The organism is Vibrio sp. 10N.222.55.C7 (assembly GCF_041473335.1).
GTDB classification, from domain to species: Bacteria; Pseudomonadota; Gammaproteobacteria; order Enterobacterales; family Vibrionaceae; genus Vibrio; species Vibrio crassostreae_C.
On sequence record NZ_JBFRSC010000004.1, the window covers coordinates 53,680 to 66,759 of the forward strand.

Consider the following 13,080-nt stretch of genomic DNA (forward strand, 5'->3'; position numbering starts at 1 on the left):
TGGCAATGGAGAGCCAAGTTTCCAAGGATGTTCACTTCTTTATTTTACTAACAATTATGAAGGGAAGAAGTGAACCGCAATGAGAGGAAAAAAGTCGTGCTTGAAGCCTACCGTAAACACGTCGAAGAACGTGCTGCCGAAGGAGTTGTTCCAAAACCACTAGATGCTGAGCAGGTAGCTGGCCTAGTTGAACTTCTGAAGAATCCACCTCAAGGTGAAGAAGAAATCATTCTTGACCTACTAGAAAATCGCATTCCACCGGGTGTAGATGAAGCTGCTTACGTAAAAGCTGGCTTCCTTACGGCTATCACTAAAGGTGAAGTAGCTTCGCCACTAGTAAGCAAAGCAAAAGCTGCAGAACTGCTTGGTACCATGCAAGGCGGTTACAACATCGAATCTCTAGTATCTCTACTAGACGATGCTGAGCTTGCTCCAATCGCTGTTAAAGCGCTATCTCATACTCTACTGATGTTCGATGCGTTCTATGACGTAGAAGAGAAAGCGAAAGCTGGCAATGCTGCTGCACAACAAGTACTTCAATCTTGGGCTGATGCTGAATGGTTTACAGCGAAAGATAAAGTAGCAGAAAAAATCACAGTAAAAGTATTTAAAGTCACTGGTGAAACGAACACCGATGACCTATCTCCAGCGCCTGATGCATGGTCACGTCCTGACATCCCAGTACACGCGAAAGCGATGCTGAAGATGGAACGTGATGGCATTACTCCTGATGAACAGGGTAGCGTTGGTCCAATCAAACAAATTGAAGAAATGCAAAAAGATGGCATTCCACTGGCTTACGTTGGTGATGTTGTTGGTACAGGTTCTTCACGTAAATCGGCAACAAACTCAGTACTTTGGTTCATGGGTGAAGATATCCCATTCGTACCAAACAAGCGTACTGGCGGTGTTTGTCTTGGTGGTAAAATTGCACCAATCTTCTACAACACAATGGAAGATTCAGGCGCACTACCCATTGAACTGAACGTACAAGACATGAACATGGGCGATATCATTGATATCTACCCGTACGAAGGTGTTGTTCACAAGAACGGTTCTGTGATTTCAAACTTTGAGCTAAGCAAAGTACTTCTTGATGAAGTGCGTGCTGGTGGCCGTATTCCACTGATCATCGGTCGTGGTCTAACGGGTCGTGCTCGTGACGCTCTAGGTCTAGCTGAAACGGATCTGTTTGCTAAACCAATCGATCCATCTGCATCTGATAAAGGCTACACGCTAGCTCAGAAGATGGTTGGTAAAGCATGTGGCGTTGAAGGTGTTCGTGCTGGTCAGTACTGTGAACCTAAAATGACGACAGTCGGTTCTCAAGATACGACCGGTCCTATGACTCGTGATGAGCTTAAAGATCTGGCGTGTCTTGGTTTCTCTGCAGACCTTGTAATGCAGTCTTTCTGTCACACATCGGCATACCCTAAACCAGTCGATGTAAACACTCACCATACGCTACCTGATTTCATCATGAATCGTGCGGGTGTTTCACTTCGTCCGGGTGATGGCGTTATCCACTCATGGCTAAACCGTATGCTTCTTCCTGATACTGTAGGTACAGGTGGTGACTCGCATACTCGTTTCCCTCTAGGTATTTCATTCCCTGCGGGTTCTGGCTTGGTAGCATTTGCTGCAGCAACAGGCGTTATGCCTCTTGATATGCCTGAATCTATCTTGGTTCGCTTTAAAGGTGAAATGCAACCGGGTATCACGCTACGTGACCTAGTACATGCCATTCCTCTTTACGGCATCAAGCAAGGCCTACTAACGGTAGAGAAAGCCGGTAAGATCAACGAATTCTCTGGTCGTGTACTAGAAATTGAAGGTGTTGAGCACTTATCTGTTGAGCAAGCATTTGAGCTTTCTGATGCATCTGCTGAGCGTTCTGCTGCAGGTTGTACCGTTAAGCTTTCTGAAGAGTCTATCTCTGAGTACTTGAACTCGAACATCGTGATGCTGAAGTGGATGATCGCTGAAGGTTACGGTGATGTTCGTACGATTGAGCGTCGTATTACAGCAATGGAAGAGTGGCTAGAGAACCCTGAGTTGCTATCTGCTGATTCAGATGCGGAATACGCGCACGTTATCGAGATTGATCTTGCTGACATCGATCAACCAATCCTATGTGCACCAAACGATCCAGATGATGCTCGTCTTCTTTCGGACGTTCAAGGTACTGAGATTCAAGAAGTGTTCATCGGTTCTTGTATGACCAACATCGGTCACTTCCGTGCTGCAGGTAAGATGCTAGAAGAGTTTAACGGCTCGCTAAATACTCGCCTATGGGTGGCTCCGCCAACGAAGATGGATAAAGACCAACTGACAGAAGAAGGCTACTACGGCATCTTCGGTCGTGCTGGGGTACGTATCGAAACTCCTGGCTGTTCACTATGTATGGGTAACCAAGCTCGTGTTGCTGATGCTTCGACGGTTATGTCGACGTCAACGCGTAACTTCCCGAACCGCTTAGGTAATGGCGCGAACGTTTATCTGGCTTCTGCTGAGCTTTCTGCTGTTGGCGCGATTCTAGGTCGCATCCCAACGAAAGAAGAGTACTTAGAGTACGCTGAGAAGATTAATGCAACGGCTGCTGATACATACCGTTACCTGAACTTCCATAAAATGGGTCAGTACACGGAAAAAGCAGACACGGTTATCTTCCAAGAGCCTGCGTAACGTCTGATTTTGTTGTAAATATAATTAAGGCCGCTGTGAATAGCGGCCTTAATTGCTTTTAGCATACAGCGAAAATTGCTTTTAGCTTACAGAGAGCTCGATTAGTGCTTAATCGTATACATTGCTGCAACATTGCGAGCAGTAAGTTCAATATTTTCAGCCGCTTCAGCCAAAGCTGTCGGCAAGTCTACTGAACGGTTCACTACCGCAAATACCGCGTCGATACCATGCTCATGAACCACACCACAATCACTGGCTAGACAGCCGGCAATACCGATGACAGGCAGTTTATGTTTTTTGGCTGTGCGAGCGACACCAATCGGTGTTTTGCCATGAATGGTTTGGCTATCAATGCGCCCCTCTCCTGTAATCACAAGATCAGCATCTGAGACTATTTCATCTAAATTGACGGCGTCCATTACGATGTTAATACCAGGGCGAAGCTCCGCATTTAACAGGCCAACAAGTGCCGCGCCTAGACCGCCTGCCGCGCCAGCACCAGGGAGATCAATGACATCGACGCCTAACTGGTTTTTCATGATACTGGCATAATGAGCAAGGTTAGCATCTAACAGCTCAACCATTTCTGGTGTTGCGCCTTTTTGCGGACCGAATACCTGTGATGCCCCTTTTGGTCCGCATAATGGATTATCGACATCACAAGCGACCTCTAAGCGTACGTTTTGTAGGCGTGGGTCGAGGTTGGTGAGATCAATGGTTGTCAGTTTTGACAGTTCACCACCACCAAACACCAGCTCGTGACCCTCTGCATCTAGCATACGAATGCCTAGCGCTTGAGCCATTCCTAAGCCACCATCATTGGTCGCACTACCACCAATGCCAATAATAATATGCTCAACACCTTTATCTAATACGGCTTTGATCAACTCACCCGTACCATAGGTAGTGGTTTTTAGTGGATTACGTTGTTCTGGAGAGACTAAATCTAGGCCGGAAGCGGCCGCCATTTCAATAATGGCAGTTTTACCGTCACCGAACATACCGTAGAAGCCTTCGACAATTTCACCTAATGGACCAATCACTGGATGTTGGATGATAGAGCCATTGGTCGCATCCACCAGAGATTGTACTGTGCCTTCACCACCATCAGCCATTGGTAATTTTACGTATTCGGCGTTTGGTATTAGCTGTTTAAAGCCATCTTCAATCGCTTGAGCAACGCCCATTGCTGATAGGCTTTCTTTATATGAGTCAGGAGCAATTACAATTTTCATTTTGATACCTTTAAACTTAAACAAACAGACCAAATACACCGAAGATCATTACTGAGACGAAGGCGATAACAAGACCGACCGCTGACTCATAAGGGATGAGTTTTAGACGTTCATGAATACTCATATGTACCGCACCACCCGTGGCATGGAAGAAGCTACCATGTGGCATATGGTCAAGTACTGTCGCACCAGAGTGGATCATTGCTGCGCCTGCGAGAGCTGGAACACCTAGCTCAAGAATGGTGCTGGCAAATACATTCGATGCCACTACTGTTCCGGCAGTTGTCGATGCGGTTGATAGTGCCATCAGTGCGCCAGAAAACGGAGCAAGTAAGTAAGAAGGCAGCCCAGACATCGTCAGCACTTCAATCAGATCAGCTTTTAGTCCTGAGTTAGCAATGATGCCTGCAATGGTTCCTGTGCCCAGTAGCATTACAGCAACCGGTGCCATACGTGACAAGCCTGAAACCGCAAAGCTATTGGCTTGTTTGAAGCGACCCATAGCCAGTGCACCCAGCAATCCACCCAAGGGTAATGCAATTAGAGGATCAACATTGATATCAGCGAGTGGTCGCAGCGCGAGTAGGGCAATAGCCACTAACGGTGCAACGATTGAAGAAGAAAAGCTTGGCAGTGAACTTTGATCCGCTTTGACCACTTCACTTTCCGCTACTTTTGAACCTTTATTGACGAGGCGCTTTGCCAAGAAGTAGGCGAAAAGCAGCCCAAATAGACCCGGAATCACGCCTGCAGCCATCACAGAGGTTAACGGAACATTGAACGCATCAGCCGCCGCAATGGCATTTGGGTTAGGCGACATGACATTACCTGCTTTACCGCCGCCCACCATCGCCAAAAGGATCGCGGTTTTAGAAAGGTCTGCGCGGCGAGCAATAGCCAGTGCAATAGGAGAAACCGTGATAACGGCCACATCAACGAAAACGCCAACAGCGGTTAAAATCATGGTCGCAATGGCAAGAGCAAGTAAGGCGCGAGTTTCGCCTACTTTTTTGATGATGGATTCTGCAATCGAGGTAGCCGCCCCTGATTCAATTAGTACGCCGGCCAACACACCAGCGGCGAGAATTCGCATCACTGAAGTGACGATCCCTTGGGCACCACCTATCATTAACTCAACGGTTTCGGTGAGAGAAACGCCGCCAACCACGCCGCCAACCAAAGCACCGATGATCATGCCGTAGGTGGGTGGCACTTTTTTAAGAATGAGCGCGATAGCAACAATCAATGCTGAAAGTGCGCCAAGAGTTGAAACTTCAATCATGTTCTATTTCCCAGATAACGATGTGTCATTTTCGGCAAATATAAAGATATAGGGTTGGTAAGTCTTTGTCATTCTCTACAAATAAGTGCTCAAATCGGTCCTTTTAAATTGTGCGGTTGCACATTTTTTAGCTCGACCAGTGGAATAGATTTATTGCAATGTAGAGTTGAAATAGATCGTCTATATTGTTGATATTTAATGATGTTATTTGGTTTATCTTGTCTGTTCGATAGCGTAGCGTATTGCGATGGATATGTAGTTCGTTACAGGTGAGAGCTGAATCACAGTTCTGCTTTAAATATGTCTTCAAAGTTTTGATCAGTATCCCTTTACTGTCCTGTTGTTGAAGATGTAGGTAAGACTGCTCCAGTTGCTCACGAATCCATGGATCTTGTAACAGGCTACTCATAATGGCCGGCAGTCGATAGTCTTGATAGAAAAACATGTCTCCGGGGCGGTTACCGACACTGCGCATAGTGAGCTCAGCGGTATCATATGAGCGTGCTAAACCAGAAAGTCCGGTAAAGTAATCCCCAAGCGCAATCTTGATTTGAAACTTAGCTTCTTTCTTTATTCTTTTGAGTAGCAATTTCACGCGCTTGGCTTCTGCATCCTTGGACCAGCTGTTCCCTATCAGGGTTATAGGCTTGAGTACCACCACTTCGTTTTGTGAAACAGACAAGATACCGACTAAATTATCGCGCTCGGGATATTCAAGTAAATGTACTAATTGCTGTAAGTTTTCCAATGAAGGCGCAGTGTCTCCTATCGGTAACACCTTGACGATGGCGGCAATCCGCGGTTGTGCAAGGTCGAGATCCAGACGCTGTGCGATGGATTGCAGTTGCATGTCATTAAGCGTGCTACCTCGGATTAATTGCAATACCAATTCTTCACGATGCCTCTTATTCCATTCTACTTGAGACATAAGTACAGCTTGTTCAACAATAAGCTCAGCGGTCATCTTCACCAGCTCACCAAAATGATGAACTTGCTGCAGTGTCCCAGAAACCCCAATCGCCCCAATGACATTATCCTGAAATAGAATCGGTAAATTAACTCCAGGCTTAACCCCTTTTAGGTGTTCGGCAGTGGCTTCGTCAATATTAACGACTCGTGATTCGGTGATGGCAAGTACCGCTCCTTCATGTTTTTGGTATAAGCGAGTAGGATCACTGGATCCAATAATGCGACCTTTATTATCCATCACATTAATCGAGTGTGGGATGATCTTCATGGTTCGTTCGACAATTTGTTTGGCAATCATTTCGTTCAACTGCATAGAGCCCTCCTCTTCATTGACTGTGTAGGTTGGATCGTAACGATAAATTCGTCAATACGCTCGTTTCTGACAAGACAATGGTATACTCAGAAATAGTATCGCTTGAGTATTAATGCAGTATAGGTTGAGTTATGGAGTTTGAATTTACTAGAAACACTCTAATGGGTGAATACTATGTGAAATGCAGCATGGGCCATGAGATTGTTGGCCGTTGGCTTCAAGAAGAGATCGGTAAAGATAAGCAAAAATTAGATCATGTGATGGCGTTGATTGAGCAATCTCGACAGGACTTGAGCAATGAAGTGACGTTGCTTGGCAAAGAGATTAGCCTTGCGATTAATGAAGACGAAGTAACGATTCAAGAAAACGTGTTAGCGCATGAGCAAGAGATGGAAGAGGGCAGTGAGTTCGACTTCTATAACTGTGAAAGCCAAGCAAGCTGTGGAATCGACGATTTCGAACTGCTAATCGAACGCTGGATGGATTTTTTAGGTTACTAGTCCTAAGACCTATTTGTTAGTCATTCAGAGCTTTGAAGGCTCCGTTGCCCAAAACTGGAGCAATAAGAGCATCGCGCATTAAGATAGTGAAAAGGCTGCACCATGTTGGTGCGGCCTTTTTCGTTATTACGACCTTATTATCTTCATCTTATTTAAAATCAAGCACTTAACTTTTTGGCACGCTACTTGGATTGTAATAAGAGAATTAACGGATTAAGTAAGAATTTAAGGAACGAATATGAAATTAATAAATGCCATTGTTAAGCCATTCAAATTAGACGATGTACGCGAAGCGCTCTCTGATGTGGGTATTGAAGGTATGACTGTTTCTGAAGTGAAAGGCTTTGGTCGTCAGAAGGGACACACTGAATTGTATCGTGGTGCAGAGTACCAAGTGGATTTCCTACCAAAGGTGAAGCTAGAGATTGCTACCCAAGCTGAGAATGTTGACCGAGTTGTTGAAGCGATTAGCCAAGCGGCACACACCGGAAAAATCGGCGACGGCAAAATTTTTGTGTATGACCTAAGCCAAGCCGTACGAATTCGTACTGGTGAAATGGATGCTGAAGCACTTTAAAGAATTACAAGGACTGGAGACTTTAATATGGAACTTACAACAACAGTAACGGAACTACGTTACGCACTAGACACTTTTTTCTTCCTCATTTCAGGTGCGTTGGTAATGTGGATGGCAGCAGGCTTCGCGATGTTAGAAGCTGGCCTAGTTCGTTCAAAGAACACCACAGAAATTTTAACTAAGAACATCTGTTTGTACGCAATTGCTTGTACAGCTTTCTTAGTGGTTGGTTACAACATCATGTATGTCGACAACGGTGAAGGCGGTTGGTTGCCATCATTTGGTACTCTAATTGGTACACAAGGTGAAGGCGCAGATCACTCTCTAGAATCAGACTTCTTCTTCCAGGTAGTATTCGTTGCAACAGCAATGTCTGTAGTATCTGGTGCGGTTGCTGAGCGTATGAAGCTTTGGTCATTCCTAATCTTCTCTGTAGTACTAACAGCGTTCATTTACCCTGTTGAAGGTTATTGGACTTGGGGCGGTGGTTTCCTATCAGAAGCGGGTTTCAGTGACTTCGCAGGTTCAGGTATCGTACACATGGCTGGTGCAGCAGCAGCGTTAGCTGGTGTTCTACTACTCGGTGCTCGTAAAGGTAAATACGGTAAGAACGGTGAAATCTACCCGATTCCTGGTTCAAACATGCCACTTGCAACGCTAGGTACATTTATCCTTTGGTTCGGTTGGTTCGGTTTCAACGGCGGTTCTCAACTGATGGTTTCGGATTTTGAGAACGCAACAGCAGTAGGTCAAATCTTCCTTAACACCAACGCAGCAGCAGCAGCAGGCGCAATTGCAGCACTACTAGTATGTAAAACAACTTGGGGTAAAGCAGACCTAACAATGATTCTTAACGGCGCGTTAGCTGGCCTAGTAGCAATCACTGCAGACCCTCTATCACCATCACCTCTATTTGCTGTAGCGATTGGTTCGGTATCTGGTGCATTGGTTGTATTCAGCATCATCGCTCTAGACAAAGCTAAGATTGATGATCCAGTAGGTGCTATCTCTGTACACGGTGTATGTGGTTTCTTCGGTCTAATGGCTGTGCCACTAAGCAACGCTGATGCAACGTTTGGTGCTCAGCTAATGGGTGCAGCAGTCATCTTTGCATGGGTATTCTGTGCTAGCCTAGCAGTATGGGCGGTGCTTAAAGCAACAATCGGTATCCGAGTAACGGAAGATGAAGAACTTGAAGGTATGGACATGCACGATTGTGGTGTCGGCGCTTACCCTGAGTTTGTATCAGTAAAATAATCAACAGTCGTCGCCTAATCTGAATGGGTTAGGTTGGACAAAGAAAGCCCCGCAACTCTTGTTGCGGGGCTTTGTTGTATTTACGGTTGCACAATATATAAACACGAACGTTGAAGTTAGGCTCATTGTTTAAGGGGAACGACAAGACACAAAGTTGAAATGGTTTGTTACAAAAGTGAGAGTTTGAATGGTCTGAGTAGACGGATTTTTTGTTGGTCGTCATTGTAATTATGTTAATGATGAATATAATAACGCAACTGATAGACATTATCATTTCGATATGAAGGATTTTACAATGAAGAAACTGCTAACACTTTCAGCTCTAGCGTGTGGTGTAATTGCCCCGACAGCAATGGCTGCGGAAGAAGTAAACGTATACTCTTACCGTCAACCTTTCCTTGTTGAGCCAATGTTCAAAGAGTTCACAAAAGAGACTGGTATTAAAGTAAACGTTAAGTTTGCTAAAAAAGGTTTAGCAGAGAAGTTAGCTCAAGAGGGTGAATACAGCCCAGCTGACGTTGTCTTAACTGTAGATATCAGCCGTCTATCTGAATTAACTAAACAAGGTCTAGTTCAATCTGTAGAGAGCGATGTACTTGAAAAGAACATCCCAGCTCAATACCAAGATACAGATAACGAGTGGTTCGCTCTAACAACTCGTACACGTAGCGTTTATTCTTCACGTGACCGTGTTGGTCGTCTAGGTGAAGAGTTCACTTACGAAGATCTAACTAAGCCTGAATTTAAAGGCAAAATATGTACTCGTAGTGGTAAGCACCCATACAATGTTTCTCTAGTATCTTCGATGATTGCTCACAAAGGTGAAGCTGAAACGAAAGAATGGCTAGAAGGCGTAAAAGCAAACCTAGCACGTAAGCCTCAAGGTAACGACCGCGCGCAAGTTAAAGCGATTAAAGAAGGTCTATGTGATGTTGCTCTTGGTAACAGCTACTACCTAGGTAAGATGGTTAATGATAAAGAGCAAAAAGCTTGGGCTGACTCTGTTTACATTAACTTCCCTAACCAAGAGACTACAGGTACTCACGTAAACATCTCTGGTATGGCAATGGCTAAATACTCTCCAAATGAAGAGAATGCCGTTAAGCTGATGGAATTCCTATCTGGTGACACAGCACAAAGCATGTACGCAGAAGTGAACTACGAATACCCAGTGAAAGCAGACGTTAAACCTTCTGAGCTTGTTGCTTCATGGGGCGAGTTCAAAGCGGATACTATTTCTCTAGACGAAATTGCAAACCACCACGCGGCTGCAATCAAGCTATTAGACGAAGTTAAGTTCGATCTATAATTTATTACGGTAGGCTTCGGCCTAAGTAAAATGACAACCTCAAGTCGCCATTTTGGCTACTTGGGGTTGTTTGTTATTGGAAAATCACTTTTTGATACAAAGCACCCCGTTGATCCCTTGAGTTATTAGCATCTCACCTTGAAGTCATTAGAGTATATGGGTATAAATAACCCCACCATTAAAAGGATATGAGATGTATTTGCAAATGCATTTGTGTTTCATTAAGCCTCGTTGTAGTTAGGCGATGAAAGAAAAGAATTATTTATGGAACACCAGTAGCGGCATTATTGCTGTATTACTGGTCTTACCGATCTTAGCGATTTTTACGACGGCTGTTGGAGAAACAGATGAGCTATTTTCTCATCTGATGTCCACAGTGATGCCTACCTATGCCTACAATACGGTGGTTTTAGTCATAGGAACCATGTTCCTGTCTTTAGTTTTTGGTATTCCGTCGGCTTGGGTTATGGCAATGTGCCGTGTTCCGGGAGAGCGGGTTTTGCAGTGGGCACTCGTCCTGCCATTAGCAATGCCAGGCTATATTGTTGGCTATATCTTTACCGATTGGTTCGACTTTGCCGGCCCTGTTCAGGTTCTACTGCGAGATCTTACTGGGTGGGGACCCGGTGAGTATTGGTTCCCAGATATTAGAACCTTATCCGGCGCTATTATTGTTCTGTCTCTCGTTCTCTATCCTTATGTTTATTTGCTGTGCCGCGCGGCATTTATGGAGCAAAACGTCTCCTTATTACAATCTGCTCGTTTGCTAAAATGCTCGCCTTGGGAAAGCTTCCGTCGTATCTCCTTACCACTTGTTCGTCCATCAATGGCGGTCGGTTTATCGCTTGTTGCTATGGAGACCATCGGTGACTTTGGTACCGTGAGTTACTTTGCGGTAAATACTTTAACGACTGCGGTTTATGATACTTGGCTAGGCTACTCAAGCTTAACGGCAGCTGCGAAAATATCGGCAATCATGCTGGTTATCGTGATCCTACTGTTGAGCTCAGAGCGATACAGTCGCCGTAAGCAGAAGCTATTCCAGAATCAGTTCAGCAGCCGCGAAGATTTTCGTTACGACCTTTCTGGTTGGAAAAAATGGCTGGCACTATTCTGGTGCTGGGGATTAGTTTGCGTTGCGTTCTTATTCCCTCTTGGCCAGCTCATTATTTACGCCTACAAATATTTTGCTCAAAGCTGGACCCCTGAATTCAGAGAGTATGCCATCAACAGCCTTTACGTTTCGGTAGCTGCTGCGATTATTGGCGTGATTATCGCGATGATTGTTAACTTTAATCAACGCGTTAGTCCGAGTAAGAAAAATCAGGCTTATATGCGTCTCGCTTCGATGGGCTATGCCGTTCCAGGCACCGTGTTAGCGATTGGGGTGATGGTACCTGTTTTGTTCATGGATCACTTGGTTAATGACATTGCGAAAGTGATGGAGTGGGGGCGACCTGGTTTGATCTTCTCTGGCTCCATGTTCGCGCTAATTTTTGCCATGGTCGTACGTTTCTCTGCAGTGGCAATTGGCAGTATTGAAAGCAGCTTGAGTAAAGTATCCCCTTCATTGGATATGGCCTCAAAAACCATGGGTTGCAATACCAATCAGATGTTACGCCGTGTTCATTTACCTTTGATTAAACGTGGCGCATTGATCGCTGGCTTACTGGTGTTTATCGAATCAATGAAAGAGTTGAATGCGGCCTTGCTGCTGCGTCCTTTCAACTTCGAAACATTGGCGACTTATGTTTATAACTATGCCTCAGATGAGCACCTAGAATTGGCGGCGATGCCTGCTGTATTATTGGTGTTGGTGGGTTTAATTCCTCTAATCATCGTAAACCGTTCCTTGGAGCAGAAAAACTAATGAGTTGTGCATTATCAATTAAAGATCTGACTTGTAAGTATGAGTCGCAAACCATTTTGGAAGCGCTCTCGTTAGAAGTTGAGCATGGTGAAATTGTTTGTCTTCTTGGTGCGAGTGGCTGCGGTAAAACGACCTTACTGAAGGCGATTGCGGGCTTACTTCCATTGAGTAGCGGTGTGATGAGTTTAAACTGTCAAACCATCGATGATGGCGATAATTGGTTGCCACCGGAGCAACGAAATATCGGTATGATTTTCCAAGACTACGCTCTGTTCCCTCACTTGACGGTCAACCAGAACGTTGGCTTTGGACTAAAAGAACTCTCAGAGCAGCAAAAGAAAGAGAAAGTTCAAGAGATGTTAGAGTTGGTTCATTTAGATGAGTATGGTGAACGATACCCGCATCAACTTTCTGGTGGTCAACAGCAGCGTGTTGCGATTGCCCGATCTTTGGCATACAAGCCTGACTTACTGCTGTTAGATGAACCATTCTCGAACATTGACACTCAAGTTCGTCATGAGCTGATTTCTCAAATTCGTAAGATCTTTAAGAAGCAGGGTGTGACCGCTATTTTTGTGACTCACAGTCGCGAAGAGGCATTTGCTTTTGCAGATAAGATGGCTGTGATGAACCATGGTGTGATTGAACAGTATGGTTCGGCATCTGAGTTGTATTTCCACCCTTCGAGTAAGTTCGTTGCTGATTTCTTGGGTGGCGGTAGCTACTTAAAGGCACAGCGTATTTCGGAGCATGAATTTGAAACCAGTTTGGGTATGGTTGAAGCCAAACCGCAAACGGAGATTGAGTTCGGCAATACATGTGAGCTTCTGCTAAGGCCCCAGCATATCCAAGCAAGTTACGAGCAAGATAGTGCTATTTCGGTGCTAGAACAGCAATTTATGGGTGATCACTGTCGTTATGTAATCGAAGCGCATGGTCAGAAGTTATTAGCAACCTCGTCAGAAGCACTTGAAGTGGGTATGCCGGTCAACGTAAAAGTGGATACCAAAGGCGTATTGGCTTTTTAAAGAGATATAACGCGATACTAATCGTTACAAGAATCGCGATAAAAAAGCCCAGCAC

General features: G+C 44.9%; 10 protein-coding genes. 7 read left to right on the forward strand and 3 right to left on the reverse strand.

All coding sequences use genetic code 11. The features are described from left to right. Positions 1-96: 96 nt before the first annotated feature. A complete protein-coding gene (acnB, locus tag AB4482_RS01000; protein WP_017072021.1) occupies positions 97-2,685 on the forward strand; it encodes a bifunctional aconitate hydratase 2/2-methylisocitrate dehydratase in 2,589 nt (862 codons plus the stop codon). Positions 2,686-2,786: 101 nt separating this feature from the next. On the opposite strand, the gene AB4482_RS01005 is transcribed toward acnB, so the two are convergent. From AB4482_RS01005 to AB4482_RS01015, 3 genes are all read right to left on the reverse strand, one after another. Further along, positions 2,787-3,920 carry a glycerate kinase gene (locus AB4482_RS01005; RefSeq protein WP_017059424.1) on the reverse strand — a complete coding sequence of 378 codons (1,134 nt, stop codon included), beginning with the start codon at positions 3,918-3,920 and terminating at the stop codon, positions 2,787-2,789. Between the two features lie 16 nt (positions 3,921-3,936). After that, a complete protein-coding gene (locus AB4482_RS01010) occupies positions 3,937-5,202 on the reverse strand; it encodes a GntP family permease (protein WP_017059423.1) in 1,266 nt (421 codons plus the stop codon). Between the two features lie 127 nt (positions 5,203-5,329). Next, on the reverse strand, positions 5,330-6,484 hold the full coding sequence (locus AB4482_RS01015; RefSeq protein WP_017066809.1) for a sugar diacid recognition domain-containing protein: 1,155 nt from the start codon (positions 6,482-6,484) through the stop codon (positions 5,330-5,332). A 131-nt stretch (positions 6,485-6,615) separates the two neighbouring features. Here AB4482_RS01015 and AB4482_RS01020 point away from each other — a divergent pair, with 131 nt between their 5' ends. From AB4482_RS01020 to AB4482_RS01045, 6 genes are all read left to right on the forward strand, one after another. Further along, complete coding sequence (locus AB4482_RS01020; protein ID WP_019824378.1) at positions 6,616-6,984, forward strand: YacL family protein; 369 nt, start codon at positions 6,616-6,618, stop codon at positions 6,982-6,984. Positions 6,985-7,222: 238 nt separating this feature from the next. Beyond that, positions 7,223-7,561, forward strand: coding sequence for a P-II family nitrogen regulator (gene glnK, locus AB4482_RS01025; protein WP_004738200.1), 339 nt, complete (start codon positions 7,223-7,225; stop codon positions 7,559-7,561). Between the two features lie 27 nt (positions 7,562-7,588). Beyond that, positions 7,589-8,818: an ammonium transporter gene (locus tag AB4482_RS01030; RefSeq protein ID WP_372128465.1), complete on the forward strand. Its 1,230-nt coding sequence runs from the start codon at positions 7,589-7,591 to the stop codon at positions 8,816-8,818. Positions 8,819-9,113: 295 nt separating this feature from the next. Then, complete coding sequence (locus AB4482_RS01035) at positions 9,114-10,127, forward strand: Fe(3+) ABC transporter substrate-binding protein (RefSeq protein WP_017059419.1); 1,014 nt, start codon at positions 9,114-9,116, stop codon at positions 10,125-10,127. 244 nt (positions 10,128-10,371) lie between these two features. After that, on the forward strand, positions 10,372-11,997 hold the full coding sequence (locus AB4482_RS01040; RefSeq protein ID WP_017059418.1) for an iron ABC transporter permease: 1,626 nt from the start codon (positions 10,372-10,374) through the stop codon (positions 11,995-11,997). Then, positions 11,997-13,025: an ABC transporter ATP-binding protein gene (locus AB4482_RS01045; protein ID WP_102394603.1), complete on the forward strand. Its 1,029-nt coding sequence runs from the start codon at positions 11,997-11,999 to the stop codon at positions 13,023-13,025. The genes AB4482_RS01040 and AB4482_RS01045 overlap by 1 nt, the downstream gene beginning before the upstream one ends. Positions 13,026-13,080 lie beyond the last annotated feature (55 nt).

What these genes read in the sequence shown, in the direction of transcription:
- AB4482_RS01020 (WP_019824378.1), top strand. Translation starts at nt 6,616, where the DNA reads ATGGAGTTTGAATTTACTAGAAACACTCTAATGGGTGAATACTATGTG.
- AB4482_RS01035 (WP_017059419.1), top strand. Translation starts at nt 9,114, where the DNA reads ATGAAGAAACTGCTAACACTTTCAGCTCTAGCGTGTGGTGTAATTGCC.
- AB4482_RS01005 (WP_017059424.1), bottom strand. Translation starts at nt 3,920, where the DNA reads ATGAAAATTGTAATTGCTCCTGACTCATATAAAGAAAGCCTATCAGCA.
- AB4482_RS01045 (WP_102394603.1), top strand. Translation starts at nt 11,997, where the DNA reads ATGAGTTGTGCATTATCAATTAAAGATCTGACTTGTAAGTATGAGTCG.
- glnK (WP_004738200.1), top strand. Translation starts at nt 7,223, where the DNA reads ATGAAATTAATAAATGCCATTGTTAAGCCATTCAAATTAGACGATGTA.
- AB4482_RS01040 (WP_017059418.1), top strand. Translation starts at nt 10,372, where the DNA reads ATGAAAGAAAAGAATTATTTATGGAACACCAGTAGCGGCATTATTGCT.
- AB4482_RS01030 (WP_372128465.1), top strand. Translation starts at nt 7,589, where the DNA reads ATGGAACTTACAACAACAGTAACGGAACTACGTTACGCACTAGACACT.
- AB4482_RS01010 (WP_017059423.1), bottom strand. Translation starts at nt 5,202, where the DNA reads ATGATTGAAGTTTCAACTCTTGGCGCACTTTCAGCATTGATTGTTGCT.
- AB4482_RS01015 (WP_017066809.1), bottom strand. Translation starts at nt 6,484, where the DNA reads ATGCAGTTGAACGAAATGATTGCCAAACAAATTGTCGAACGAACCATG.